Below are 26,314 nucleotides of genomic sequence, written 5' to 3' on the forward strand. Positions count from 1 at the left end.
CTCCGCCGTTCCGTCACGCCGTCGCGAGCCGGCGCACGGCGGAGCGCACGAGCACGCCCGCGAGCGCGAGCAGCACGACCGCCAGGGCGAGGCCGGCGTCGGGCCCGGCGCGGTGCAGCAGCCAGGCCGCGCCGATCACCACGAGCCAGCCGCGCAGGTACCACGCACCCAGGACGAGCATCGACGCGTCGCCGTCCGGCGTCGACATCGGGGTGAACAACCCCGACGGCGCGGACGTGGCCCCCGCCACCCAGACGCGCGCCGCGAGGACCACGACGAGGACGAGGACGAGGACGAGCCCCGGGACGGCCGCGCCGAGCGCGAGACCCGCCGACCCTGCGGCGTCCAGGAGCGTCGCCACCGCGACACCCAGCCCCGTGACGACGGCCGCGACCACCGAGGGCACGACGGCGTGCGCGGCCACCTGCCGCCCGATCCGCCCGGGGAGCAGCGTCCCCGGCTCCGGCTGCGCCGCCAGGGCCCGCAGCCCGCCGCTCCACGTCGCGCTCGCGGCATAGAGCAGCGCCGCCCCGACCACGGCGGCGAGCGTCGTCCCGGCGAGCGCCGTCCCCGGCGCGCCCGGCCCGGCCGGCGGTGCCGACGCCGCGGCGCCACCGAGCAGCACGAGCAACGCCCCGAGGACGCCGACCGCGGCGGACCCTGCCAGCGCGCCCGGCCGGCGGCGCAGCCCCAGCAGGTCTCGGGCCACGAGCGGGGCGCGCCCGAGCAGGGACGGCCAGAACGTGGCGCGCCGCCCGGAGAGGACGGACGGGCCGAGCACGTCTGCCACCGCCCCGGACTCCCCGCCGGCCAGCCCCTGGACCGCGGCGACGGTCCGGCGGTGGCCCGCGGCCGCGGCGTCGACGTCGACCTCGTCCGGCAGCGAGACCAGCACCAGCAGCACGCAGGCCAGCCCGACCAACCCCGCGCCGACCAGCAGCCCGCCCGTCGCCAGGCCCGGCGCCAGCCCGGCGTCCACGGCGCACGCGGCCGGGTCGCCGTCGGGACCGAGGCAGGCGACGCCGATCGCCGGCGCCGCCGCGGGCGTGAGCGCCGCGCCCAGGGCCGCCAGGCCCCCGAGCCCGAGGAGCAGCCCCACGACCGTCCACGCCGCTCGCCGCCAGCGCGGGGTCTGGGCCGCCGCTCCGACGGCCAGCGGCACCTGTGCCAGGCAGGCGCCGCAGGCCCCCCACGCGAGGACCGTGGCCGCGTCGTCCCCCGCGCCCCACGCGAGGGCGGTCGCGCCGAACGCACCGACGATCGCGGCGCCCGCGACCAGCGCCGCGGCCCGCCGCCGCAGCACGGCCCGCGGCGGGAACTGCCCGCTCAGGGCGAAGGTGACCTCGGCGCGGCTGGCCCACAGCGGTCCCCCGGCACGGGCCGCCGCGAGCGCGCCGGCACCCGCGACGCCCAGCGCGAGCAGCCCGCCGGCGACGAGCCGCGCGACGGCCGGCCCGTCCGCCACGCCGGCCGCGACGACCTCCGTCGTGCGCAGCGCGGACGCCGCCTGCGCCAGCGCCGACCAGGCGATCGGGCCGTAGACGAGCCCCAGGAGCACGACGCCGTAGGCCAGGTAGACCCGGTCGTGCGGGTCGTGCCCGCTCTCGGCGGCGCGGCTGCGGAGCGTGTTGCGCCGCAGCGAGCGCACCCACCGCCGCCAGCGGCGGTACGGCACGCGGGTCCCGTCGTCGACGGCGCCCTCGGCCCCGCCGCCGTGGGCACGGTCGGCCACCGCGCCCGTCACCGCGGGCCCGGGGCGGAGAGCTCCACCTCGCGCCCGCGCCGCGCGAGGTCCGCCCGCAGGTCGGGGTCGTGCGTCGCCACGACGAGCGCCCGCCCGGCGTCCGCGGCCCTGCCGATCAGCCGGCGCGCCACGGCGCGCCATCGGGCGTCGAGGCGCTGCTCGGGCTCGTCGAGCAGCACGAGCTGCGCGGGCCGGTACAGCGTGGTGGCGAGGGCGAACATCTGTGCCTCCCCGGACGACAGCTCGCCCGGGAGCTGGTCGCGGACCCGGGTCAGCTCCGCGGCGCCGAGCGCCTCGTCCACCGACGGCCCCGGATGCCGGCCGGCCCACGCCGAGGCGACGAGGCGCAGGTGCTCGGCCACGGTGAGGTCCGGGTAGGCCGACGGACCGCCCAGCAGCAGGGCGACGTCCTCGCGGCGACGGCGACGCGCCTCGCGCGCGGGCAGGCCGAGCACCCGCACGGTGCCCGACGTCGGCACGTCCCGGCCGGCCACGAGCCGCAGCAGCGTCGACTTGCCGCTGCCGTTCGGCCCCACCACGACCGCCACCTCACCCGGTGCGAGGGACAGCGACGTCGGCGCCAGCACCTCGACCGTCCCGTGGGTGCGGCTCACCGCCGAGGCGTCGACGACGGGCTCCGTCGCCCCGCTCACGGTCCCACCCTGCCACGCGACACCACGCCGCGGTCAGTAGGCGGCGTCGGCAGGCGCCGCGGAGGCCGAGCCGTCGTCGTCGAACCCCGCGAGCACCGCCGCCGTCCCCGACAGTCCCAGACGGGTGGCGCCGGCGGAGACCAGTGCGAGCGCGTCCCGCAGGGTGCGGATCCCGCCCGACGCCTTGATCCCGAGGGCGCCGCCGACCGTGGCCGCCATGATCTCGACCGCGTGCACCGAGGCGCCCCCCGACGGGTGGAACCCGGTCGAGGTCTTGACGAAGTCGGCCCCGGCGGCCTGGGCCGCCCGGCACACGGCGACGATCTCGTCGTCGGTCAGCGCCGCCGACTCGATGATGACCTTCAGCACCTTGCCCGCCGGTACCGCGGCACGGACCGCCTCGATGTCCTGCTGGACCGCGTCGAGGTCGCCGGCCTTGAGCGCGCCGACGTCGACGACCATGTCCACCTCGTCGGCGCCGTCCTCGACGGAGCGGGCCGCCTCGGCGGCCTTCACCTCGCTGACGTGCTTGCCCGACGGGAAGCCGCAGACGGTGGCGACTGCGAGACGGCCGGCGGCCGCGTCAACGGTGTGCGCGACGAACGTGGGCGACACGCACACCGAGAAGACGCCGAGCCGGGCGCCCTCCTCGACGAGGGCCGTGACGTCGGCCGCGGTGGCCTCCGGCTTGAGCAGGGTGTGGTCGACGAGGCGGGCCAGCGCGGCGGCGTCGGCGGGCACGTCGCCGGACGACGAGGCCTGGTCTGCAGGCCGAGGCGTGGGCTGGTCGGTCATCGCAGGGCCCCCTCGAGCTTCTGGTACCCGGGCAGGATCACGGCGTCGACGAGCTCGCGACGCTCGTCGTGGTGGACGAAGGCGCTCCAGGCCGCGGTCATCGTCACGTCGGCGAGGTCGTCGATCGTCCAGCCCGCCTCGGTGACGAGCCGCGTCATCTCGTGCGTCATCGACGTGCGCGACATCAGCCGGTTGTCGGTGCTGAGCGCGACGGCGAAGTCCAGCTCCTTGAGCCGGGTGATCGGGTGGTCCGCGATCGACGTCGCGGACGTCGCCGCCGTCTGCAGGTTCGACACCGGGCACACCTCGAGGGTGATCTGGTGGTCGCGCACCCAGTGCGCGAGGCTGCCGAGCTCGGCCCGACGCTCGCCGCCGTCGTCGAAGCTGTCGTGGAACGTGATGTCTTCCACGATCCGCACGCCGTGGCCGATCCGGTCCGCCTGGCCCAGGTGCACGGCCTCGGCGATCGACGCCGGGCCGGCGGCCTCGCCCGCGTGGATGGTCACGGGGAAGTCCTGCTCGGCGAGGTAGCGCCAGATCTCCGCGTGCCGCGACGGCGGGTACCCGTCCTCGGGCCCCGCGATGTCGAAGCCGACCACGCCCCGGTCCCGGTAGGCGACGGCGAGCTCCGCGATCTCCTGCCAGCGGTCGGTGTGCCGCATGGCGGTGACGAGCTGGCCCACGCGGATGATGCGGCCCGCGGCGGCCGCCTCGCGGATCCCCTCGTCGATCCCGGACTGCACGGCCTCGACGGTCTCGGCGAGCGAGAGCCCGCGCTGCACGTGCTGCTCCGGCGCCCAGCGCTGCTCGGCGTAGACGACGCCGTCCGCCGCGAGGTCGAGCACCGCCTCGCGCGCGACGCGCGCCAGCGCGTCCGGCGTCTGCATCACGGCGATGGTGTGGTCGAAGGTCTCCAGGTAGCGCACGAGCGAGCCGGAGTCGGCCGACTCGACGAACCACGTCCCGAGGGCGTCGGCGTCGGCCCGGGCGGCCGGGGGCAGCTCGTGCCCCACCTCGTCCGCGAGCTCGAGCACCGTCTGCGGCCGTAGGCCGCCGTCGAGATGGTCGTGCAGCAGGACCTTGGGCAGGTCGGGGATCAGGTCGACGAGGGCTTGCGTCATGAGGTCAACCTACCGGCCGTCAGGCGCTCGTGACGTCGTCCGCCCCGCCCTCGGCGTCCGGCTCGTCGAGCCCGCGGACCACCTGCGACTGCTCGACGACGTCCGCCTCCGAGGCCGCCCCGTCCAGGTCGGGGCGCGCCGTGCGCGGGCGGTACTCCTCCGGCTGCTCGTCGGCCGGAGCCGCGGCGTCGGGCTCCTCCGACTCCTCGAGCAGGCTGGTCGTGTCGTCGGCGTCCTCCAGCCCGGCGTCTCGCCAGGCGTCGTCCGGGACGGTGCTCATGGGCCTCCCCCTTCGCTCGCGGCGGTGGCTCCCATCGTGGCCCCGGCCGCCCCGGCGCGCCAGGGGAGCCCGATCGGTCGTCGACGGTCGGTCAGCCGCGCGCGTCCCGCGGCAGCAGCGCCCACACGACGTGCGGCCAGCCGCCGAAGGCGGCCACGAGGGCTCCGCGGTCGCGCGGCGCCGGCTGCGGTGCGACGAGCGCGGACGCGGGGACGGCGTGCAGCTTCGCCGACGACGGCTCGTACAGCGTGGCGACGCCGTCCCGGACGGCGGAGAGCAGGACGACGTGCCGCGGCACCGCCGTCGTCACGCCGCGCCCGAGGTCGCCGCCCGTGTAGAGCGGGACCGGCACCCCGGCGCCGGCGGCGGCGAGCGCGGCGTCCAGCACCCGGGCGCGAGTCCGGCCGCCGACGACCCGGTGCGCGTACCGCACGGGCCCGTACCGGGCCGCGCCGGCCGCCCCCCAGGGCGGGGTGCCGAACGCCGCCGGCCAGGTCGGCAGCCCGGCGACGCCGCGGGTGGTGCGCGCGTGGAACGTCCGCTGCATCTCGGCGAACGCCTCCGCCGGGCCGGCCGGCCACCGGGCCACCTCCAGCGCCCGGCGGGGGTCGCCCGCCAGGAGCAGCATCGTGAGCACGGCCGCACCGCAGGTGCGCTCGTCGACCTGCCGCGCCGGTGGGCCGGTGCCCCCCGCCCCGTCGGACCCGGCGGGGAGGTCGAGGATGCGTGGACGGCCCGGCCGCGGCGGAGCCTCGTCGCGGGCCAGCGGGTCCAGCACCCGGGCGCGGGCCGGCGGCGGGAGGGCGCCTGCCGCGGCGGCGACGTCGTCGGGGACCGTGGGACGCACGAACCGTCCCGGCGGCGGGCCGGGCGGCGGGCCGCCGAACAGCCCGAGCGTGGCGAGCACGTCGGTGAGGCGAAGCGGCATCGCGGTCCCTCTCGGGCGGTGTGCGGGTCGGCCGGTCAGCCGACCCGATCGAGCACGAGCGGCCCCGCTGCCCCGGGCGCGGCGCCGTCGTCGTCGAGCAACGACCATCGGCCGTCCAGTGCCGCGAGGGCCCGGTCGAACCGTTCGGGGATGTCGGTGTGCAGCGTCAGCAACGGCTGGCCGGCGTCGAGGAGGTCCCCTGGCTTGGCGTGCAGCTCCACCCCGGCCCCCGCCTGGACGGGGTCCTCGCGCCGCGAGCGGCCGGCCCCGAGCCGCCAGGCCGCAACGCCCACGGCGTAGGCGTCGAGCGTGCCCAGCACCCCGGAGCGGTCGGCCACGACGTCCCGCTGGTGCGTCGCGACGGGCAGCGGCGCGTCCGGGTCGCCGCCCTGCGCCGCGATCATGCGCCGCCAGGTGTCCATCGCCCGGCCGTCGCCGAGCGCGGCCCGGACGTCGGCCTCCGGGGTCGGGCGGCCCGCGGCGTCCAGCATCTCCACCGCGAGCGCGACCGTGAGGTCGACGACGTCTGCCGGCCCGCCGCCGGCGAGCACCTCCACCGACTCGCGCACCTCCAGCGCGTTGCCGGCCGTGCGTCCGAGCGGCGTGGCCATGTCCGTAAGCAGGGCGACGGTGCGCACGCCGGCGTCCGTGCCGAGGTCCACCATCGTGCGTGCGAGCTCGCGCGCCATGGCGAGGTCCTTCATGAAGGCGCCGGAGCCGACCTTGACGTCGAGCACGAGCGCGCCCGTGCCCTCGGCGATCTTCTTGCTCATGATCGAGCTGGCGATCAGCGGCACCGACTCCACGGTGCCGGTCACGTCGCGCAGCGCGTAGAGCTTCTTGTCGGCGGGGGCGAGTCCCGCGCCGGCGGCGCAGATCACCGCGCCCACGTCCTCGAGCTGGGCCATCAGCTCGTCGTTCGACAGCGACGCGCGCCAGCCGGGGATCGACTCGAGCTTGTCGAGTGTGCCACCCGTGTGCCCCAGCCCGCGCCCCGACAGCTGCGGGACGGCGACCCCGAACGACGCCACCAGCGGCGCCAGCGGCAGCGTGATCTTGTCCCCCACGCCGCCGGTGGAGTGCTTGTCCGACGTCGGCCGCGACAGCCCCGAGAAGTCCATCCGCTCCCCGGACGCGATCATCGCCCCGGTCCAGCGCGCGACCTCGGGGCGGCTCATCCCGTTCAGCAGGATCGCCATCGCGAGCGCCGACATCTGCTCCTCCGCGACGACCCCGCGGGTGTAGGCGTCCAGCACCCAGTCGATCTGCCCGGGCTCGAGCGGAAGGCCGTCCCGCTTGGTGCGGATGACGTCGACGGCGTCGTACTGCTCGCTCATGCGTGCTCCCCTTCGCCGGCTCGCCGGCCGCCGGGCAGCGGCCGGTCGAGGTCGTGCGCGCCGAACGCGTCGGGCAGCACCTCCGTCATCGGCACGACGCCGCGGGGCGAGTCGACCAGCAGCCCCGGGCCGCCGTGCTCCCACAGCAGCTGCCGGCAGCGGCCGCAGGGCATGAGCATCTCGCCCGCGCCGTCGGCACACGTGAACGCGACGAGCCGTCCGCCGCCGCCCGTGACGAGGGCCGACACGAGCGAGCACTCGGCGCACAGGGTGACGCCGTATGCGGCGTTCTCCACGTTGCAGCCCACCACGACGCGCCCGTCGTCGACCAGCGCGGCCGCGCCGACCGGGAACCCGGAGTACGGCGCGTACGCGCGGTCCGCGACCCGGGCCGCCGCGGCCCGCAGCGCCTCCCAGTCGACCCGCACGTGCTGCTCCGTCGGCTCGTCGGCCACGGTCACTCCTTGCTGTAGGGCGTGCCGGAGGCGGCCGGGGCCCGCGACCGGCCGACCAGGCCGGCCACGGCCAGCAGCGTCACCACGTACGGCAGCATCAGCATGAACTGGCTCGGTACCGGCGACCCCACCACCGACAGCACGTTCTGCAGGTTCGTGGCGAAGCCGAACAGCAGGCCGGCCAGGGCGGCGCGCACCGGGTCCCACTTGCCGAAGATCACGGCCGCCAGCGCGATGAAGCCCGCGCCGGCGGTCATCTCCCGGCCGAACTGGTTGATCGACACGACCGTGTAGAACGCGCCGCCCATGCCCGCGACCGCGCCGCCGATGAGCACCGCTCGGTAGCGGGTGCGCACCACGTCGATGCCCACGGTGTCCGCCGCCTTGGGGTGCTCGCCCACCGCCCGGACCCGCAGGCCCCAGCGCGTGCGGAACAGCGCGAACCACACGACCGCGACCGCGACGAACATCAGGTAGACGACGATCGTCTGGTCGAAGAGCACGGGCCCGACGATCGGGATGCGCTCCAGGACCGGGATCGGCAGCCGCTCGAAGCGCGTGGTGGCGTTGAGGGTCTCGGAGTTGGGGACCAGCACCTCGGAGTAGAAGAAGCTCGTCAGCCCGATCACCAGCACGTTGAGCACGACGCCGACGATCACCTGGTTGACCTTGTAGGTGATCGTGAACATGCCCAGCACGAGCGCGACGAGCACGCTCGCGAGCACCGCGGCGACCAGGCCCGCCCACGGGCTGTCGGTCAGCGAGCCGACGATCGCGGCCGTGAACGCCCCGGCGAGCAGCTGGCCCTCGATGGCGATGTTCACGACGCCGGAACGCTCGCCGATCACCCCGCCGAGCGCGCCGTAGACGATCGGCACGCACAGCACGACGGCGCCGCTGAGCAGGCCGACGACGGACAGGTCGCGCGGGCTGCCGGCGGCGGCCCACGCGAGGAAGCCCACCAGCAGGGCGGCGGCGAAGAGCGCGATCACCCACACCGGAACCGGGCGGCCGGCGCGGGTACGCGCCGCCGCGAGCAGCACGAGGGCAAGGCCGACGGCGCCGCACACCCACGCCGTGGCCATCGCCGGCACGACGATCGTCGACAGCACGACGAAGTCGGTGCTCGTGGACAGCAGGAAGCGGGCCGAGCCCTCGTGCGGCGCCAGGAGGAGCAGCAGCGCGTACAGCGCCAGCACGACGCCCAGGCCGATGGTGGCCTTCCAGGTCACCGTGGCCACGGCGCGCGGGGCGTCGTGCGGGGCCGGGACCCCGGCCGCACCGGGCGCGTGGGCGGTCGTGGCGGTCATACCTGTCCCTCCGTGACGGTCGTGGGCTTCGCGCGGCGCGGGCGACGACGCCCGTCGGGCTGCGGGAGCCGGAAGATCGCGCGCACCAGCGGCGGGGCGGCGATGAACAGCACGATGAGCGACTGCACGACGAGGACGATCTCGATCGGGATGCCCTCGGCCGCCTGCATGGCCGAGCCGCCTGCCTTGAAGCCGCCGAACAGGATGCCGGCGCCCAGCACGCCCCACGGGGAGGAGCCGCCGAGCAGGGCGACGGTGATCGCGTCGAAGCCGATGCCCGCGTCGATGTCCGCGCTGAACCCCGTCGTCACCGTGCCCAGCACCTGCTGCGCGCCGGCGAGGCCGACGAGGCCACCGGCGACGAGCATCACCAGGACGGTGGTGCGCGACACGTCGATGCCGGCCACGCGCGCCGCCTTCGGGTTCTCACCGACGGCGCGGAACGTGAAACCGGTGCTCGACCGGTTGAGCAGCCACCACACGTAGACGACCGCGACCAGCGACAGCACGAAGCCCCAGTGCAGGTTGTACTGGTCGCCCAGCAGCGGGGGCAGGACCGCGGAGTCCTGCATCGGCGGCGTCTTGGGGTTGGCCGAGCCCGGCGCCTGCATGAGCCCCGGCGTCGCGAGGAAGTACGACAGCAGGTAGAAGGCGACGTAGTTGAGCATGATCGTGACGATCACCTCGTGCGCGCCGGTGCGGGCCTTCAGCAGCCCCGCGATGCCGGCCCACAGCGCGCCCGCGGCGACGCCGGCCACCAGGCACAGCAGCATGTGCCACGGGAACGGCAGCCCCGTGACGCCGAAGCCGATCCAGCCGGCCGCCGTGGCCGCCATGAGCATCTGCCCCTGGCCGCCGATGTTGAACAGCCCGGCGCGGAACGCGAGCGCCACGCCGAGGCCGGCCGCGATGAGCGGGGTGGCGTTCGTGAGGGTCTGGGTCAGCGGCCGGATGCCGGCGGCGAACGAGTCGGCGCCGAAGTTGTACACCGCGCCCTGGAAGAGCGCGCTGTAGGCCCCGCCCACCGCCTGGCCGACCGCGGCGAGCGTGTCGCCCGGCCGGGCGAAGAAGTACGGCGCCGCGGCCTGCACGTCCTCGTCGGTGACGACGATGAGGATCGACCCGGCGACCACCGCGAGCACGATCGCGCCGAGGGCGACGACCCAGCCGCCGGAGGTGGCGCGCCGCAGCGCGTCGCGCCAGCGCGCCCCGGTGTCGGGGACGACGGCCACCTGCTCCCGGGCGACCTCCTGCTGGAGCTCCTCCGCGAGGCCCGGCTCGGCCTGCGGGTCGACGGACTCGAGCGCCTCGTCGAGCGTGTTGTCGGGCGGGCCGTCGGGCCTGGCTCCGGGCGTCTCGCCGCTCACGCCGCGTCTCCTTCGTTCTCGGGCGCGATGCCGGCCATCATGAGGCCGAGCGTGTCGCGGGGGGTGGTCGCGGGGACGATGCCGACGACGCGGCCCCGGTACATCACCATGATCCGGTCGGCCAGGGCGACGGCCTCGTCGAGCTCCGTCGACACCACCACGACCGGGATCCCGGTGTCGCGCGTCTCGACGATCCGCTTGTGGATGAACTCGATCGAGCCGACGTCGACGCCGCGGGTGGGCTGGGCGGCGACGAACAGCCGCAGGTCCCGCGAGAGCTCGCGCGCGAGCACCACCTTCTGCTGGTTGCCGCCGGACAGGCGGCCCACCCGGGTCTCGATGCCCTGCGTGCGGACGTCGAACTCGGCGACCTTCTCGCGCGCGAACCGGTCGCGCGCGGCGAGCTGGAGGTTCCCGCGGCGCACGAACGGCGGGCCGTCGATGCGGTCGAGCACGAGGTTCTCCGAGATGGTGAACTCGCCGACCAGGCCGTCGGTGTTGCGGTCCTCGGGCACGAAGCCGACCCCCGCCTGGAGGATCTGGCGCACCGACCGGCCGACCAGCTCCGCGCCGTCGAGCCGGACGCTGCCGCGCACCTGATCCTGCAGGCCCAGGAGCGCCTCCGTGAGCTCCGTCTGCCCGTTGCCTTGCACGCCCGCCACCACGAGCACCTCGCCGCCGCGCACGGAGAAGCTCACCCGGTCGACCAGGACCTGCCCGTCGGGCCCGACGACCTCCAGGTCGGCGACCTCCAGCGCGTTCTCGCGCAGCCGGGGCTCTCCCTTGCGGACCGTGAGCTCCACGGCCCGCCCCACCATGAGCGACGCGAGCTGGGCGTCGGTCGCGCCGGGGCTCGCCTCGCCGACGATCTTCCCGTGCCGGACGACGGTGATGCGGTCGGCGACCTCGCGCACCTCGCGCAGCTTGTGCGTGATGAAGACGATCGCGGCGCCCTCGTCGCGCAGCTGCCGCATGATCCCCATCAGCTCGTCGGTCTCCTGGGGCGTGAGCACCGCGGTCGGCTCGTCGAAGACGATCACGTCGGCGTCGCGGGACAGCGCCTTGATGATCTCGACCCGCTGCTGCACGCCCACCGGCAGGTCCTCGACGACGGCGTCGGGGTCGACGTGGAAGCCGAACCGGGCCGAGATCTCGTTCACCTTCGCCCGGGCGTCGTCGAGGTCCAGCACCCCGCCGGAGCGCGTCGACTCGTTGCCGAGCATGACGTTCTCGGCGACCGTGAAGACCGGGACGAGCATGAAGTGCTGGTGCACCATCCCGATGCCCGCGGCCATCGCGTCGCCCGGGCCCTCGAAGTCCTGCACCGCGTCGTCGAGCAGGATCTCGCCCTCGTCCGCGGTGTAGAGGCCGTACAGGACGTTCATCAGCGTCGACTTGCCGGCGCCGTTCTCGCCCAGCAGGCAGTGGATCTCGCCCGGTTCCACCACCAGGTCGATGTGGTCGTTGGCCACGAGCGCGCCGAAGCGTTTCGTGATCCCTCGCAGCTCGAGCCGCATGCTCTGCCTTCCTCGGCCGTGGGTCAGTTCCCGCGCCGTCAGCCTCTCACCGGGAACGCGCCGTCGCCGCCCGGTGCACGTCGTGGACGAGTCGCGCGCGGGCCCCGGGGTCTTCGCCCCGGGGCCCGCGCGCCCAGTCAGTCGCCGTCGGTCCCGGTCACTCCTGGGCCGACAGGTACGAGGCCACCGGGACCTCGCCGGAGATGATCTGCTCCTGGAGGGCCGTGACCTCCTCCATGAGGGCCGGGTCGACCTTGTCCTCGAACTCGTGCAGCGGGGCGAGCCCCACGCCCTCGTTCGCGAGCGTGCCGACGTACGGCGTGGGGTCGAAGTTGCCCTCGCCCGCGGCCAGCACGGCGTCGTACGTCGAGACGTCCATCTTCTTGAGGATCGACGTCAGCACGTAGGGCTTGGTCGACGGGTCCGTCTCGTAGAAGTCGGCGTCGACGCCGATGAGCGCGATGTCGCGACCGGAGTCCTTGATCGCGGCGATCGCGGACTGGTAGATCGGGCCGCCCACCGGCAGGAGCACGTCGACGCCCTGGTCGATGATGTTCTGCGCGGAGGTCTTCGCCGTCTCGTTGGCCTCGAAGCCGCCGGTGAAGACGCCGTCCTCGCCGCCCGAGAACCCGACGACCTCGACCTTGGTGCCCTTGACCTCGTTGTAGTACTCGACGCCCTGCTTGAAGCCGTCCATGAAGATGGTCACGGTCGGGAACGGCTGGCCGCCGAAGGTGCCGACCTTGCCGGCCTCCGAGTAGCCGGCCGAGAGGTAGCCGGCGAGGAACGCCGCCTGCGCCGTGTCGTACAGCAGCGGCTTGATGTTGGGGGCGTCCGCCTCGCCGTCGAAGTCCGCGTCGGCGGCGTCGTCGACGATGATGTACTCGGTGTCCGTGTTCTCGGTCGCCGACTCGATCGTCGTGGCCGACAGCGCGAAGCCGACCGACACGATGGCGTTGCAGTCCTGGCCGACCAGCGACTCCATGTTCGGCCCGAAGTCGCTCTCGGACTGGGACTGCACGTCGATGAGCTCGGCGCCGAGCTCGTCGGCGGCCTTCTTGGCGCCCTCGAAGCTGAGCTGGTTGAAGCTCTTGTCGTCGAAGCCGCCCTGGTCCGAGACGATGCACGGCGTGAAGTCGCTGGTCGCGGCCGACTCCTCGGCCTCGTTACCGGCGTCCTCGGGGGCCTCGGCACAGGCCGCCAGCGCGAGCGCAGCAATCCCGGCGAGGGCAGTGAGCTGGATCGCTCTCTTCACCTGTCGCTCCTGTCGATCGATCTCAAAAGGGGGGTGGGCGCCGGGGTGCCCGGCCGTCCGTCACCGCGCAGCCTAGTCACCCGTACGGGCCCGCAGGGTTACGCGCAGGTCACGGAACCCAGTCGTTACCGAAGCGGTATCTCAGGGCTCGAGCGCGAACCGGGCCAGCAGCCGCGCGCCGACGCCGACCGCCCGCTCGTCGACCTGGAGATCGCCCTGGTGGATGTCGTAGCGCCGCCCGCCCGGCGTCCCGGTGCCGAGGCGGGCCATCGCCCCGGGCACCTTGGTGAGGTACCAGGCGAAGTCCTCCCCGCCGAGCGACTGCTCGGTCAGCACGACGCCGTCCGGCCCGAGGACGGCGGCCCCGGCCGCCTCCAGGGCGCCCGTCACCGCCGCGTCGTTGTCGACCGGGGGGACGCCGCGCGCGTGCCGCACGGTCACGTCGACCTCGTAGGGCGCCACGACCTGACCCACCGCGTCGTGCAGCACCTGGCCGGCCCGCTCCCACGCGCGCACGTCGAGGCAGCGCAGCGTGCCGCTGACCGTGCCCGTCGCGGGGATCGCGTTGTGCACGTTGCCCGCGTGCACGGCGCCCCAGGTGAGGTTGACGCCCGAGCGCGGGTCCAGCCGGCGGCCCAGCACGGCGGGCACCTGCGTGATGACCTGGCCCAGCGCGTACACGACGTCGCCCGTGAGGTGCGGGCGGGACGTGTGCCCGCCCGAGGAGGACAGCGTCACCGTCACCGAGTCGGACGCCGACGTGATCGGGCCGATCCGGGTGCCCACCTGTCCGACGTCGAGCTTCGGCTCGCAGTGCACGGCCGCGATGCGCTCGACACCGTCCAGCGCGCCCTGCGCGACGACGTCGTGGGCGCCGCCCGGCATGACCTCTTCCGCAGGCTGGAACACGAGCCGGACGCCCCGGTCGAGCAGGCCCTCGTCGGCCAGCGCCGCGAGCGCGAGGCCCGCGCCGAGGACGACCGCCGTGTGCACGTCGTGCCCGCAGGCGTGCGCCACCCCCGGCACCGTGGACGCGAACTCCGTGCCGCAGGAGTCCTCCAGCGGCAGCGCGTCGATGTCGGCACGCAGGGCGACGCGCCCGCGCCCCCCGGCCGGCTCGGGTCCGACGTCGCACACCAGGCCCGTGCCCTCCAGCAGCCGGGGCGCGAGGCCCGCGCGCCGCAGCCGGTCGGCGACCAGGGCGGTGGTGCGCACCTCCTCGCGCGCGAGCTCCGGGTGGGCGTGCACGTCGCGCCGGATCTCGACGAGCTCCGGCTCGAGCTCCCCGACCAGCGCGTCGAGCCGGGCACCGGCCGCGGCCGTGCGCCCGGCGCTCGGCGCGGGACCCCCGGCGCTCACAGCAGCTCCTCGCGGCCGGACGTGCGCACGGCGTCGACCATGCCCTTGACCTGCTGGGCGCGGGCCCGTGTGGTCACGAGCAGCGCGTCGGGCGTGTCCACCACGACGACGTCGTCGATGCCGAGGAGCGCGACGAGCCGGTCGCCGCCCGGCACCACCACGGAGCCGGCCGACTGGACGCGCAGCACGTCGCCGCCGTCGCCGAGCACCTTGGAACCGCCCTCGTCCTGGGACGGCAGCAGGGCCGCGAGCGAGTTGAAGTCCCCCACGTCGTCCCACCCGAAGGTGCCGGGCACGACGGCGACCCCGCCGGTCGCGGCCACCGGCTCCGCGACCGCGTGGTCGATCGCGATCTTCTCGAGCCCCGGCCACACGTCGGCCAGCACCTGAGCGCGGCGCGGGGTGTCCCAGGCCTCGGCGACGGCGCGCAGCCCGTCGTGCAGCCGCGGGCGCTGCGCGGCCAGGTGCCCCAGCAGCACGGAGGTGCGGGCCACGAAGATGCCCGCGTTCCACCGGTACTCCCCCGACGCCACGTACTCGCGCGCCGTCGCCGCGTCGGGCTTCTCGGTGAAGCCGCGGGCGTGCAGCGCGCTCGGCGCCCCCTCGACGCCCAGCGGGTCCCCGCTGCGCACGTACCCGAAGGCGACGGACGGGCGGGACGCGGCGATGCCGATCGTCGCGACGTAGCCGGCGCGCGCGACGGCGACGGCCTCGCGGACGGCCCCGTCGAACGCGGCGGCCCCCGAGACGACCTGGTCCGCGGCGAACGAGCCCACGACGACGTCGCCGTGCCGCCGCTCGAGGACCGCGGCCGCGAGGCCGATCGCCGCCATCGAGTCACGCGGGGACGGCTCGGCGAGCACGGCGTCGTCGCCGAGCTCGGGCAGCTGGCCGCGCGCCGCGTCCACGTGCCCCTCCCCGGTGACGAGCACGACGCCGTCCGGTCCGGTCAGCGGGCGCAGCCGGTCCACGGTGGACTGCAGCAGGGAGCGGCCCGAGCCCGTGAGGTCGAGCAGGAACTTGGGGGACACCGCCCGCGACAGCGGCCACAGCCGGGTGCCGGCGCCACCTGCCGGGACGACGGCGTGGAAGCCGGGGATCGGTCCTGGTGGCACGACGGAGCTCATGTCCGCAGCATAGTGACGCGTGCCGACGGCGGAGCTGTCGGCGGCTCCGCCGGGGGAGATGACGACACGCGGCAGGGCGACAGGTCCGGTGTGGAATCCGTCACGAAACCACCCGCCCCGTCCCGGTTTGCCGGACCCCGTGTGCCGCGAGGCGACCGGATGTCATTACAGTGACCGTGAACGGAATCCACACAGAATCCCCGCCAACGGAGGCTCCCCCCGTGCCCACACCTGCTGGCACGCTCTACCGCGGCCGTGAAGGCATGTGGTCGTGGGTCGCGCATCGCGTGACCGGCGTGCTCATCTTCTTCTTCCTGCTCGTGCACGTCCTGGACACGGCGCTCGTGCGGGTCTCGCCCGAGGCCTACAACGCCGTCATCGGGACGTACCAGACGCCGATCATGGGACTCGGGGAGGCCGGCCTCGTCGCCGCGATCGTCTTCCACGCGTTCAACGGCATCCGCGTCGTGCTGGTGGACTTCTGGGCCAAGGGCCCGAAGTACCAGAAGGCCATGCTCTGGGTCGTCGTCGGCCTGTTCGTCGTGACGATGGCGGGCTTCCTGCCGCGGCACCTGGGCAACGTCTTCGGAGGTGGGCACTGATGACCACGACGCCAACCGCGATCGGCGCCCCCCGCTCGCCGTACGACCGCCGCAAGACCACGCGCGGCAACTACGAGCTGTACAGCTGGGTCTTCATGCGCGCCTCCGGCGTCGTGCTGCTCGTGCTGATCTTCGGCCACCTGTGGATGAACCTCATGGTGGGCGAGGGCGTGCACGCCATCGACTTCGGGTTCGTCGCGGGCAAGTGGGCCAGCCCGCTCTGGCAGGTCTGGGACCTGCTGATGCTGTGGCTCGCGATGATCCACGGCACCAACGGCGTGCGCACGATCATCAACGACTACGCCCAGCGCGACACCACGCGCCTGGTCCTCAAGGGGCTGCTCTACCTGGCGTTCGTCGTCGTGGTGGTGCTGGGGACGCTGGTGATCTTCACGTTCGACCCCTGCCCGTCGGACGCGCCGGCGCACCTCGTCGCCTCGTTCTGCGAGGCCTGAGCCGAGCTCACCCCCCAGCCCGCTGATCCACCACTGGCACCCCAGGAGGCATCGGAACCGATGCAGACACACCAGTACGACGTCGTCATCGTCGGCGCAGGTGGCGCCGGCATGCGCGCGGCGCTCGAGGCGTCCAAGGACGCCCGCACCGCCGTCATCTCCAAGCTGTACCCCACCCGCTCCCACACGGGCGCCGCCCAGGGCGGCATGGCCGCGGCCCTCGCGAACGTCGAGGACGACAACTGGGAGTGGCACACGTTCGACACGGTCAAGGGCGGCGACTACCTCGTCGACCAGGACGCGGCCGAGATCCTCGCGAAGGAGGCCATCGACTCCGTCCTCGACCTCGAGAAGATGGGCCTGCCGTTCAACCGGACGCCCGAGGGCCGGATCGACCAGCGGCGCTTCGGCGGGCACACGCGCGATCACGGCCAGGCGGCCGTGCGCCGCGCCTGCTACGCCGCGGACCGCACCGGGCACATGATCCTGCAGACGCTCTACCAGAACTGCGTGAAGCAGGAGGTGGAGTTCTTCAACGAGTTCTACGTGCTCGACCTGCTCACGGACCACGACCTCACCACCGAGGACCTGGCCGACGGCGCGGAGGTCAACGCGACCGGCGTCGTGGCGTACGACCTCGCGTCGGGCGAGATCCACGTCTTCCAGGCCAAGGCGATCATCTTCGCCACCGGCGGCGCGGGGAAGATCTTCAAGACCACGTCGAACGCGCACACCCTCACCGGTGACGGCATGGCGCTGGCCTACCGCCGCGGCCTGCCGCTGGAGGACATGGAGTTCTTCCAGTTCCACCCGACGGGCCTCGCGGGCCTCGGCATCCTGCTCTCGGAGGCCGCGCGCGGCGAGGGCGGCATCCTGCGCAACTCCGACGGCGAGCGGTTCATGGAGCGCTACGCCCCCACGATCAAGGACCTCGCGCCGCGCGACATCGTCGCCCGCTCGATGGCGAACGAGGTCCGCGAGGGCCGCGGCGCCGGGCCGAACAAGGACTACGTCCTGCTCGACCTCACGCACCTCGAGCCGGCGCACATCGACGCGAAGCTCCCGGACATCACCGAGTTCGCGCGGACCTACCTCGGCATCGAGCCGTACACGGAGCCCGTGCCCGTGTACCCGACGGCGCACTACGCGATGGGCGGCGTGCCGACGAACGTCGAGGGCGAGGTGCTGCGCGACGGGCACAACGTCGTCAAGGGCCTGTACGCGGCCGGCGAGGTCGCCTGCGTGTCCGTGCACGGCTCCAACCGCCTGGGCACCAACTCGCTGCTCGACATCAACGTCTTCGGCAAGCGCGCCGGCCGGTCGGCCGCGGCGTACGCCGCGACGGTGGGACGGCACCGGGAGCTGCCCGAGGCCCCCACGGCCCGCGTCGAGGCGCAGCTCGCCGAGATGCGCGACCGTCCCGAGGGCGAGCGGGTGGCGGACGTCCGCAAGGCGCTGCAGGAGACCATGGACGCCAACGCCCAGGTCTTCCGCACGGGCGACTCGCTGAACGAGGCGCTGTCGGACATCCGCGAGCTGCAGAAGCGGTACCGGAACGTCTCGGTGCAGGACAAGGGCAAGCTGTTCAACACCGACCTGCTCGAGGCGATCGAGCTGGGCTTCCTGCTCGACATCGCCGAGGTCACCGTCGTCGCAGCGATCAACCGCAAGGAGTCCCGCGGCGGGCACTACCGCGAGGACTACCCCGAGCGCGACGACGCGAACTACATGCTGCACACGATGGCGTACCGCCGTCCGACGTCGGCCTCCGACGCCGCCGACGGGCACGTCACGGGCTACTTCGACCACGTCGAGGACTTCGGCGACTACAAGGTCGTCCTGGGGTCCAAGCCCGTCACCCAGACGCGCTACGAGCCGATGGAGCGGAAGTACTGATGACTGCTGTACTCGAGAACCCCGCGACCTCCTCCCCGGAGCCGAAGGTCGGCGCCGTGCCCTCCTTCGAGGTCACGCTGCGCATCCGGCGATACAACCCGGAGTCGGCGCACGGCGAGGAGGCGACCTGGGACGAGTTCACGGTCACCGCCCACGGCACCGACCGCGTGCTCGACGCGCTGCACAAGATCAAGTGGGAGCAGGACGGCTCGCTGACCTTCCGGCGCTCGTGCGCGCACGGTGTGTGCGGCTCGGACGCCATGCGCATCAACGGCCGCAACCGCCTCGCGTGCAAGACGCTGCTCAAGGACGTCAACCCGGGCAAGCCGATCACCGTGGAGCCCATCAAGGGCCTGCCTGTGGTCAAGGACCTCGTGGTCGACATGGAGCCGTTCTTCGCCTCCTACCGCGAGATCATGCCGTTCCTCATCACCAACGGGAACGAGCCCAGCCGCGAGCGGATCCAGTCCGCCGAGGAACGGGCCCGCTTCGACGACACCACCAAGTGCATCCTGTGCGCCGCGTGCACGTCGTCGTGCCCCGTGTTCTGGAACGACGGGCAGTACTTCGGCCCGGCCGCGATCGTCAACGCGCACCGGTTCATCTTCGACTCCCGCGACGAGGGCGGCACCCAGCGCCTGGAGATCCTCAACGACAAGGAGGGCGTGTGGCGCTGCCGCACGACCTTCAACTGCACCGAGGCCTGCCCGCGCGGCATCGAGGTGACCAAGGCGATCCAGGAGGTCAAGCGCGCGATGATCACCCGCGCGTTCTGACGCTCTCCCCCCGCAGGCCGAAGGAGCCCCGTCGTACCCCGCGTACGACGGGGCTCCACGGCTTTCCGCTCCCCTGGCCCCGGCGCACGATGCGGTCGATCTCCGCCGCGTCGCGGCGGGCGGCGACCTCGTCCTCCGCGTGCGTGATCTCGTCCAGCCGCGGCGGGTCGTAGATCCACGCGCACACCAGCAGCAGCACCCGGGAGACGAAGTTGACCAGCACGAGGACGGTACCGACCGCGGCCAGCGAGGCGAGCACCGCGTTCCGGGACGCCCCGGCCGCCACGATCGACGTGCCCGCCCAGCGCAGCACCCCCGCGACGAGCCCGGCCGCGAGGACGCCCAGCACCAGGTCTCGCGTGCGGCGCGGCCGTACCCTGGCCACCACCCGGACGATGAGGTAGACGAGCAGCGCGTCGAGGAGCACCCCGACGGCGGCAGTGCCGAGGGTGAGCGCACGTGCCAGGAGCACCGAGTCGCCGAACCAGGAGAGCACCTGACGGCTGATCGTCTGGGAGACGATGCTCGCCGCCGCGGAGGCCACGACGATCCCGCCGAGGATGACGAAGCCGAGGAGCTCCCAGATCTTCGACAGCACCGGGCTCACGCCGACCACCGGCAGGTCGAACATCGAGCGCACGGAGACCCGCAGCGCCCGCATGAACCCGATCGCCGTCCAGAGGAACACGATCGTCGCCGTGACGGTGTACCAGGTCAGGGCCGACGGGAGCAGCAGGTCGTCGGGCTGGAGGACGTACTCGTCTCCCTCGCCGACGAGCCCTGGCAGCCAGGTGTTGATCTGCGCGAACACCGCGTCCTGGAGCTCGGGGCGGTCCGCGAGCGTCGAGGAGAAGACGGTGAACGCGATGGTCAGCACCGCGAAGAGCGAGAAGATCGCCGTGTAGGCGATCCCGCCGCACAGCAGCGCGCCGCGACGGTCCATGTACCAGTAGAACGAGCGCACGGGGCGCAGGTCCTTGTACCACTCGTACGCCGCGAGGGAGCGCTCCCTGGCGCGTTCGAGTCGGTCGTCCACAGTCGACGACCCTAGGGAGCGGCCGGTCCTCCCGCGAGCCGGAAGCTGCGCTGCGGGCGCCACACGCCGTCGTCCCCGTGCTCGTACTGCCACAGCCGGTCGACGTCGAACGAGGCGTCGAAGTCGGCGAGGCCCACGAAGGCGCGGTCCAGCTCGGCGTCGGGCACCTCGTGCGCGACGGTCACGTGCGGGTGGTAGTTGAACCGCAGGTCCTGGGCCAGGACGCCCGAGCGCGCCGCGGACTCCAGCAGCTCGCACTCCCCGATGCCCTCCGCGAGGGCGACGAACACGACCGGGGAGATCGGCCGGAACGTGCCGGTGCCCCGCAGGTGCACGCGGAACGGGGCCGTCTCGGAGGCCACCTTCTCCAGGTGCTCGGCCACCGCCGGGAGCACCGACTCGTCGACGACCGTGGGGCCGATCACCGTGACGTGCGGCGGGATGGCGTGCGCGAGCGGGTCGCCCACGTCGGCCCGCGCCGCCTGCAGGCGTGCGGCGAATGGCTCGGGCACGGCGATGGCGATGCCGATGCGCACCTGGGAGGGCGCCCTGGGCGGCAGGTTCACCAGGTGCCCCGCGGGAGCAGCCCGAAGCGGTCGTAGACGCGGTCGAGCACCGGGCGGGCGATCTCACGGGCCCGCGCGGCGCCCTCGGCGAGCACCTTGTCGAGCTGCGCCGGGTCGGCCAGGTACGTCTGCGCCCGCGCCTGGAACGGCTCGAGGAACGCGACGACGGCGTCCGCGAGGTCCACCTTGAGGTAGCCGTAGCCCCGGCCGTCGTACTCGGCGGCGATCTCGCCCGTGCCCCGACCGGTGACCGCGGAGAAGATCGTCAGCAGGTTGGAGATGCCGGGCTTCGCCGCCGGGTCGAAGCACACGCCGTAGGACTCGTCGGCGTCGGTGACGGCCGCCTTGATCGCCTTGGCCGCCTTCTTCGGGTCCTCCAGCAGCCAGATGACCCCCTTGCCCCCGGCGTTGGACTTGCTCATCTTCGCCGTCGGCTCCTGCAGGTCCTGGATCTTGGCGACGGCCTTGACGATGTGCGCCTCCGGCACGACGGCCGTGCCGGCGCCGAAGCGGGCGTTGAGCCGCTCGGCCAGGTCGCGGGTGAGCTCCAGGTGCTGGCGCTGGTCCTCGCCCACCGGCACGAGGGCCGTGTCGTAGAGCAGGATGTCGGCCGCCATGAGCACCGGGTAGGTGAACAGCCCGACGGTGGTGCCCTCGGCGCCCTGCTTGGCGGACTTGTCCTTGAACTGCGTCATGCGGCCGGCCTCGCCGAAGCCGGTCTGGCAGCTCAGCAGCCACGCGAGCTCGGCGTGCTCCGCCACGTGCGACTGGACGAAGAGGATCGACCGCTCGGGGTCGACGCCCCCCGCGAGGTACTGCGCGGCCGTGCGGCGGGAGCGCTCCCGCAGCGCCGCCGGGTCCGGGCCGACCGTCAGCGCGTGCAGGTCCACGACGCAGTACAGGGCGTCGTAGTCGTCCTGGAGCTTTGCCCACTGGGCCAGCGCACCGAGGTAGTTGCCGAGGTGCAGCGAACCGTCGGTGGGCTGCATGCCGGAGAAGATGCGGGGCGTGGCGGGGGAGCTCGTCCCGGCCCGTGCGGACCGGGTGGCGGGGGCGTCGGACATGGTGCTCATTGTGGCAGGTCGACGACGCGTCCAGGAAAACGCCCGGTCACCGGGCACGACCCCGGCGGACCAGGCCCGGCCGCACCGGCCGGGCGGGGCGGACGGCTCAGGTGGCCTCGTCGTCGAACGGCGCCGGGGACCCTGCTCCGGCCGCGGCGGGCGCGGGCAGACCTGCGGCAGCGGGCGCCGCGCCCGTCGCGCCGGCGGTCGCGCGGGCCGCGCGGGCCGAGGCCCTCGCGGGGGCGGGCGTGGCGGGCTCGTCGTCGAGCAGTGCCTCGCGCACGATGCGACGCGGGTCGTACTGGCGCGGGTCGAGCTTCGACCAGTCGACGTCCTTGTACTCCGGCCCGAGCTCGCTGTCCACGCGCGACTTCGCGTCCTGCAGCCACCCCTTGCCGCGCCGCGCGAGCACGCCGAGCTGCGCCGCATACCTGGGCAGCCGCTCCGGCCCGATCAGGACGACGGCGAGCACCAGCAGGACGATGAACTCACCACCGTTGATGTCGAAAGGCACGTCGTCAGCCTAGCGTCTCCGGGGACCCTGACGGCCAGGCTTCCGGCCGGATCATCCGCTCTCCTGCGCCTGCAGCACGACCCGCACGTCGCGCTCCGCGCCGTCGGCGCGCACGCGCAGCGTGACCGCGTCCCCCGGCTGCCGGGCCCGGATCGCGACGATGAGCTCGTCGCTGCGGGACACCGGGCGACCGTCGATCGCGAGGATCACGTCCCCGGAACGGATGCCCGCCAGGTCGGCGGGGCCCTCGGGCGTCACCGCGGGCTGACCCTGCTGCGCCTCGGTCGAGACCTGCACGCCCTCCCCCGCGTACGCGGTGTCGAGCAGCACGCCGATGACCGGGTAGGTGGCGTTCCCCGACTCGATCAGCTGCTCGGCGGTGTGCCGGGCCTGGTTGGCGGGGATGGCGAAGCCCAGCCCGATGCTGCCGGTCGCGGAGACGGCGCCGGGCGGCTGCGCGATCGCCGAGTTGATGCCGACGACCTCGCCCTCGGCGTCGATCAGCGGACCGCCGGAGTTGCCCGGGTTGATGGCGGCGTCGGTCTGGATGGCGTCGATGAACGCCGTGGTCGCCTCGGAGCCGGCCTGGACCGGACGGTGCAGGGCGCTGACGATGCCGGTCGTGACGGTGGCGTCCAGCCCCAGGGGCGCACCCACCGCCAGCACGGAGTCCCCGACCACGACGTCGTCGGAGTCGCCCAGCACGAGCGGCTCGAGGCCCTTCTCGTCGACCTTGAGCACGGCGAGGTCGTAGTCCGTCGTCCGCCCCACGACCTCCGCCTCGCGCTCCCGGCCGTCCGAGAACGTCACGACGACCTTCCCGCCCGACGTCGAGCCCGCGACCACGTGGTCGTTGGTGAGGATGTAGCCGTCGGCCCGCAGCACGAAGCCGGAGCCGGTCGCCACGCCCTCGCCGCCGGACACCTCGATCGACACGACGCTCGGCAGCGCGTCCGCGGCGAGGCGGGCCACCGAGCCGGCCGGCCGGGACACCGGGGCTCCCGCGCCCTGCGCGACTCCGTCGGCGGGAACGGGCAGCGCGGCGTCGGCCGGGCGGTCGTCGCCGGTCGCTTCGGACAGCCGGTCGCCGAGGAAGCCGCCCACCAGCCCCGCCACCACGGCCAGGGCCACGACCCCGGCGCCCAGCCGGCGCGCCCGCGGGCGGGCCGGGGCGAGCGTGGCAGACGGCGCCGGCGTGGTGAACGGCGGGACGGACGCGCCGCCTCCGGCGTGCTCCGTGCCGGCCGCCGCGGGGTCGTCCTCCCCCGGGGCCACGGGGCCGAAGGGCGAGGCGGGCGCGAGCCGCTCGGGGGCGCCCGCCCGCGAACCGGCCGCGGCTGCGGGTGGCTCGGGCGGCGCGAAGAGGTCGTCGGGGCGCGCGGGGTCCGGGCCCGGGCGCTCGTCGTCGGGGCGCTGCGTCATGGTCGCGAGAGTGCTCCTGTCACGGTGGTCCACCCGCGGGAGAGCTGCGGCAGGACCCCGGCATCGTAACCACCGCCCGGGAAGGCCGCCACGACGTCGGTGAGCACGTCCTCGGGGACGTCGGCGGTGACCTCCACGGCCACGTCGCCCGCCTGCCACGCCACGTGCCACGGGTCTCCCGACAGCACCTGCACGTCGTGCCCCGGCACCGGCAGCCCGGTCGCGGTGGCCGGCTCCGCGAGGCGGCCCTGCCGCTGGCGCACCACGACGGCGCCGTCGGGGCCGGTCAGGTCGAGCTCGACGACCCGGGTGGCGTCCGCCGATGACGCACCGCCGTCCGCGAGCGCGACGGAGGCGGCCGGCACGTCGGACGACGCGGCGGCCCCCGACTCCTCCACGAGGCGCAGCGCCGTCACCTCGTACCCGGGCGGCAGCCCGGAGGGGGTCGCCCAGCCGTGGTCCTCCAGCCAGGCGAGCGCGGCGGCGGTGCGGTCGCCGTCGGTGACGCCGGAGACCCCGACGCCGGGGAGGGCGGCGACGTCCGACGCCCCGGCGAGCAGCGAGAGCGCGGCCGAGCGGGACGAGTCGGGGGTGAACACCGGGCCTTGGCCCAGCGTGAGGAGCACGACCCCCAGCAGGCCGACGCCGCCCGCGCCGACGGCCGTGGCCCGCGCGCGACGCTGCCGCCGGCGGCGCGCCCGCAGGTCGCCCGTGAGGGTGGGCTCCCACGACGTGTGCCGCTCCCAGGTGCGGGCCCCGCCCGCCCCGCGCAACGGGTCTCCCTCGACCGGCGGGATCGAGGCCGAGAGCGCGAGCAGGCGGTCGGTCAGCCCGGGGTCCGGGGCGACGTCCCGGGCCGCCGCGAGCGCGCGGTGCGCGGCGCGCGCCGACTCCAGCTCCGCCGCGCAGCGCGGGCAGACGGCGACGTGCGCGAGCGCGCGCTCGGTCGCCGCGCCGTCGAGCTGGCCGTCGGCGAGGTCGCTCACCCAGCAGCCGAGGTGCGCCGTCACGACGCCTCCCTGCTCGCGGGCCCGGGCCCCGCCACCTCGCTGCGCGTCACCTCGGCCCGCCGGTGCTCGAGCGCGTCGCGCAGCTGCGCGCGCGCCCGGTGGATCCTCGACCGCACCGTGCCGAGTTTGATCCCGAGGGTCACGGCGATCTCCTCGTAGCTCAGTCCCTCGATGTCGCACAGGACCACGGCGGCGCGGTACTCGGGGCGCAGCGCGTCCAGCGCCCGCTGCACGTCGTGGTCCAGGTTGGCGTGCTCGAAGCCGCGCTCCGGACGGCCGCCGTCCTCGGGGGCGGCCACGCGGGCGGCGTCGTCGCCCATCGCCTCCATGCGGATGCGCTTGCGACGGCGCACCTGGTCGAGGAAGAGGTTCGTGGTGATGCGGTGCAGCCAGCCCTCGAACGTGCCCGGGGTGTAGCTCGACAGCGACCGGAACACGCGCAGGAAGGTCTCCTGCGTGAGGTCCTCCGCGTCCTGCTGGTTGCCCGTCAGGCGGTAGGCGAGGCGGTAGACGCGGGCGGAGTGGTCGCGGACGATCGAGTCCCACGTGGGCGGCGTCCAGGCGGGCGCGGGCGCCGGGCCCGGGTCGGCGGGCACGGGTGCGGGGCGGGTGGAGGTCGGACCGGTCATCACTCCCATGGTCCCACGGCAACGTCCGGGCGACGTCGGTCGTTCCCGCGTACGATCGGCCCGGGGTCGCGCCGACGGACCGAGCACCCCGGAGCACCCCGCACCACCTGCACGAGATCCCCCCGCCGCCCGCCCAGGAGGACCACCATCACCACCGACGTCGACGGCCACCGGGCGCGGACCGCCGCCTGGGCCTACGCCGAGTCCTTCGTCCCCGAGGACGAGGTGCTGCTGCGCGCCCGCGAGCGCGCCGCCGAGCTCGGCTGCCCGGCGATCGCGCCCGGCACGGGCGCGGTGCTGCGGGTCGTGGCCGCCGCGCTGGCGGCCCGGGCCGTCGTCGAGGTCGGCACCGGCACCGGTGTCGCGGCGCTGTGGCTGCTGCAGGGCATGCCCGCGGACGGCGTCCTGACCACGATCGACGCCGAGCTGGAGCACCAGCGCGCGGCGAAGCGCGCCTTCGCCGAGGCCGGGGTGGCCCCCGCCCGCACCCGGACCATCCCGGGCCGGCCCGCCGACGTCCTGCCGCGTCTCACCGACGCCGCCTACGACCTGGTGCTCGTCGGGACCGACCCGCACGCCTACCCCGAGTACGTGGAGGAGGCGCTGCGGCTGCTGCGCCCCGGCGGCGTGCTCGCCGTCGACGGCGCCCTGCACGGCGGGCGCGTGCCCGACCCGGCGCGACGGGACGAGGAGACGACCGTCGTGCGCGAGGTCGGGCGGTCGCTGCGCTCGGACGACCGGCTGCTGCCGGCGATGCTGCCGTCTGGCGACGGCCTGCTGCTCGCGGTGCGCCGCTGACGACCAGCCGGCGAGACGGTGCCTGGGCCACGGGGCCGGACATGCGACGAGCGCGGGGCAGCGATGCTGCCCCGCGCTCGAACGGTCGGGTCCGGGCCGGCGCCCGGCGCGCGCCGGGTCAGGAGACGACGGCCTGGAGCGCCTCGCCCAGCTCGGTCGCCTCGGTGGCGTTGAGCTCGACGACCAGACGGCCACCCCCTTCGAGAGGGACCCGCATGACGATCCCGCGGCCCTCCTTGGTGACCTCCAGCGGCCCGTCGCCCGTCCGCGGCTTCATCGCAGCCATCTGTGGCTCTCC

General features: G+C 74.5%; 27 protein-coding genes. 5 read left to right on the forward strand and 22 right to left on the reverse strand.

What is annotated here, in order from left to right:
* Positions 1–13: 13 nt before the first annotated feature.
* The 14 genes from ABD254_RS02805 to ABD254_RS02870 form a co-directional block, all read right to left on the reverse strand.
* Positions 14–1,732, reverse strand: coding sequence for a hypothetical protein (locus tag ABD254_RS02805; protein ID WP_344245444.1), 1,719 nt, complete (start codon positions 1,730–1,732; stop codon positions 14–16).
* A gap of 8 nt (positions 1,733–1,740) precedes the next feature.
* Entirely contained in the window at positions 1,741–2,397 is a 657-nt protein-coding gene (locus ABD254_RS02810) for an ABC transporter ATP-binding protein (protein WP_344245446.1), read from the reverse strand.
* Between the two features lie 33 nt (positions 2,398–2,430).
* A complete protein-coding gene (gene deoC / locus ABD254_RS02815; protein ID WP_344245448.1) occupies positions 2,431–3,192 on the reverse strand; it encodes a deoxyribose-phosphate aldolase in 762 nt (253 codons plus the stop codon).
* Positions 3,189–4,313 carry an adenosine deaminase gene (locus ABD254_RS02820; RefSeq protein ID WP_344245450.1) on the reverse strand — a complete coding sequence of 375 codons (1,125 nt, stop codon included), beginning with the start codon at positions 4,311–4,313 and terminating at the stop codon, positions 3,189–3,191. Before ABD254_RS02820 ends, deoC begins: the two co-directional genes overlap by 4 nt.
* Before the next feature lie 19 nt (positions 4,314–4,332).
* Positions 4,333–4,593, reverse strand: a complete 261-nt coding sequence (locus ABD254_RS02825; RefSeq protein ID WP_344245452.1) for a hypothetical protein — start codon at positions 4,591–4,593, stop codon at positions 4,333–4,335.
* 91 nt (positions 4,594–4,684) lie between these two features.
* Positions 4,685–5,521, reverse strand: coding sequence for a hypothetical protein (locus ABD254_RS02830; protein ID WP_344245454.1), 837 nt, complete (start codon positions 5,519–5,521; stop codon positions 4,685–4,687).
* Between the two features lie 35 nt (positions 5,522–5,556).
* Entirely contained in the window at positions 5,557–6,858 is a 1,302-nt protein-coding gene (locus ABD254_RS02835; RefSeq protein WP_344245456.1) for a thymidine phosphorylase, read from the reverse strand.
* Positions 6,855–7,313 (reverse strand): cytidine deaminase, encoded by a 459-nt coding sequence (locus ABD254_RS02840; RefSeq protein ID WP_425553626.1) that lies wholly within the window; start codon positions 7,311–7,313, stop codon positions 6,855–6,857. The genes ABD254_RS02835 and ABD254_RS02840 overlap by 4 nt, the downstream gene beginning before the upstream one ends.
* Before the next feature lie 2 nt (positions 7,314–7,315).
* Positions 7,316–8,623 (reverse strand): ABC transporter permease, encoded by a 1,308-nt coding sequence (locus ABD254_RS02845; protein WP_344245458.1) that lies wholly within the window; start codon positions 8,621–8,623, stop codon positions 7,316–7,318.
* Entirely contained in the window at positions 8,620–9,990 is a 1,371-nt protein-coding gene (locus ABD254_RS02850) for an ABC transporter permease (protein ID WP_425553627.1), read from the reverse strand. Before ABD254_RS02850 ends, ABD254_RS02845 begins: the two co-directional genes overlap by 4 nt.
* Positions 9,987–11,507 carry an ABC transporter ATP-binding protein gene (locus tag ABD254_RS02855; protein ID WP_344245460.1) on the reverse strand — a complete coding sequence of 507 codons (1,521 nt, stop codon included), beginning with the start codon at positions 11,505–11,507 and terminating at the stop codon, positions 9,987–9,989. Before ABD254_RS02855 ends, ABD254_RS02850 begins: the two co-directional genes overlap by 4 nt.
* Before the next feature lie 157 nt (positions 11,508–11,664).
* A complete protein-coding gene (locus tag ABD254_RS02860) occupies positions 11,665–12,762 on the reverse strand; it encodes a BMP family lipoprotein (RefSeq protein WP_344245462.1) in 1,098 nt (365 codons plus the stop codon).
* Positions 12,763–12,903: 141 nt separating this feature from the next.
* Complete coding sequence (locus ABD254_RS02865; RefSeq protein WP_344245464.1) at positions 12,904–14,121, reverse strand: amidohydrolase; 1,218 nt, start codon at positions 14,119–14,121, stop codon at positions 12,904–12,906.
* Positions 14,118–15,248 carry a mannose-1-phosphate guanylyltransferase gene (locus ABD254_RS02870; protein WP_344245466.1) on the reverse strand — a complete coding sequence of 377 codons (1,131 nt, stop codon included), beginning with the start codon at positions 15,246–15,248 and terminating at the stop codon, positions 14,118–14,120. Before ABD254_RS02870 ends, ABD254_RS02865 begins: the two co-directional genes overlap by 4 nt.
* Before the next feature lie 221 nt (positions 15,249–15,469).
* Here ABD254_RS02870 and sdhC point away from each other — a divergent pair, with 221 nt between their 5' ends.
* The 4 genes from sdhC to ABD254_RS02890 are packed head-to-tail and all read left to right on the forward strand — an operon-like array spanning position 15,470 to position 18,977.
* Entirely contained in the window at positions 15,470–15,850 is a 381-nt protein-coding gene (gene sdhC, locus ABD254_RS02875) for a succinate dehydrogenase, cytochrome b556 subunit (RefSeq protein ID WP_344245468.1), read from the forward strand.
* On the forward strand, positions 15,850–16,305 hold the full coding sequence (locus ABD254_RS02880) for a succinate dehydrogenase hydrophobic membrane anchor subunit (RefSeq protein ID WP_344245470.1): 456 nt from the start codon (positions 15,850–15,852) through the stop codon (positions 16,303–16,305). The genes sdhC and ABD254_RS02880 overlap by 1 nt, the downstream gene beginning before the upstream one ends.
* A 60-nt stretch (positions 16,306–16,365) precedes the next feature.
* Positions 16,366–18,201, forward strand: coding sequence for a succinate dehydrogenase flavoprotein subunit (gene sdhA, locus ABD254_RS02885; protein ID WP_344245472.1), 1,836 nt, complete (start codon positions 16,366–16,368; stop codon positions 18,199–18,201).
* Positions 18,201–18,977: a succinate dehydrogenase iron-sulfur subunit gene (locus tag ABD254_RS02890; RefSeq protein ID WP_344245474.1), complete on the forward strand. Its 777-nt coding sequence runs from the start codon at positions 18,201–18,203 to the stop codon at positions 18,975–18,977. Before sdhA ends, ABD254_RS02890 begins: the two co-directional genes overlap by 1 nt.
* On the opposite strand, the gene ABD254_RS02895 is transcribed toward ABD254_RS02890, so the two are convergent.
* The 7 genes from ABD254_RS02895 to sigE form a co-directional block, all read right to left on the reverse strand.
* Positions 18,961–20,013: a YihY/virulence factor BrkB family protein gene (locus tag ABD254_RS02895; protein WP_344245476.1), complete on the reverse strand. Its 1,053-nt coding sequence runs from the start codon at positions 20,011–20,013 to the stop codon at positions 18,961–18,963. The genes ABD254_RS02890 and ABD254_RS02895 overlap by 17 nt on opposite strands.
* Positions 20,014–20,024: 11 nt before the next feature.
* Complete coding sequence (locus tag ABD254_RS02900) at positions 20,025–20,579, reverse strand: 2'-5' RNA ligase family protein (RefSeq protein WP_344245478.1); 555 nt, start codon at positions 20,577–20,579, stop codon at positions 20,025–20,027.
* Entirely contained in the window at positions 20,576–21,643 is a 1,068-nt protein-coding gene (trpS, locus tag ABD254_RS02905) for a tryptophan--tRNA ligase (protein WP_344245480.1), read from the reverse strand. Before trpS ends, ABD254_RS02900 begins: the two co-directional genes overlap by 4 nt.
* 106 nt (positions 21,644–21,749) lie before the next feature.
* Positions 21,750–22,157 (reverse strand): twin-arginine translocase TatA/TatE family subunit, encoded by a 408-nt coding sequence (locus ABD254_RS02910; protein WP_344245482.1) that lies wholly within the window; start codon positions 22,155–22,157, stop codon positions 21,750–21,752.
* Positions 22,158–22,208: 51 nt separating this feature from the next.
* Entirely contained in the window at positions 22,209–23,579 is a 1,371-nt protein-coding gene (locus ABD254_RS02915) for a S1C family serine protease (protein ID WP_344245484.1), read from the reverse strand.
* On the reverse strand, positions 23,576–24,589 hold the full coding sequence (locus ABD254_RS02920) for a zf-HC2 domain-containing protein (protein WP_344245486.1): 1,014 nt from the start codon (positions 24,587–24,589) through the stop codon (positions 23,576–23,578). The genes ABD254_RS02915 and ABD254_RS02920 overlap by 4 nt, the downstream gene beginning before the upstream one ends.
* Complete coding sequence (gene sigE / locus ABD254_RS02925) at positions 24,586–25,218, reverse strand: RNA polymerase sigma factor SigE (RefSeq protein ID WP_344245488.1); 633 nt, start codon at positions 25,216–25,218, stop codon at positions 24,586–24,588. Before sigE ends, ABD254_RS02920 begins: the two co-directional genes overlap by 4 nt.
* A gap of 225 nt (positions 25,219–25,443) precedes the next feature.
* Between sigE and ABD254_RS02930 the strand changes: the two genes are divergently transcribed.
* Positions 25,444–26,016: an O-methyltransferase gene (locus ABD254_RS02930; protein ID WP_344245490.1), complete on the forward strand. Its 573-nt coding sequence runs from the start codon at positions 25,444–25,446 to the stop codon at positions 26,014–26,016.
* Positions 26,017–26,134: 118 nt separating this feature from the next.
* On the opposite strand, the gene ABD254_RS02935 is transcribed toward ABD254_RS02930, so the two are convergent.
* Complete coding sequence (locus tag ABD254_RS02935) at positions 26,135–26,302, reverse strand: DUF3117 domain-containing protein (protein ID WP_079573043.1); 168 nt, start codon at positions 26,300–26,302, stop codon at positions 26,135–26,137.
* Between the last annotated feature and the right edge of the window lie 12 nt (positions 26,303–26,314).

The sequence above is a fragment of the Isoptericola hypogeus genome (genome assembly GCF_039531145.1).
Classification (GTDB): Bacteria; Actinomycetota; Actinomycetes; order Actinomycetales; family Cellulomonadaceae; genus Isoptericola; species Isoptericola hypogeus.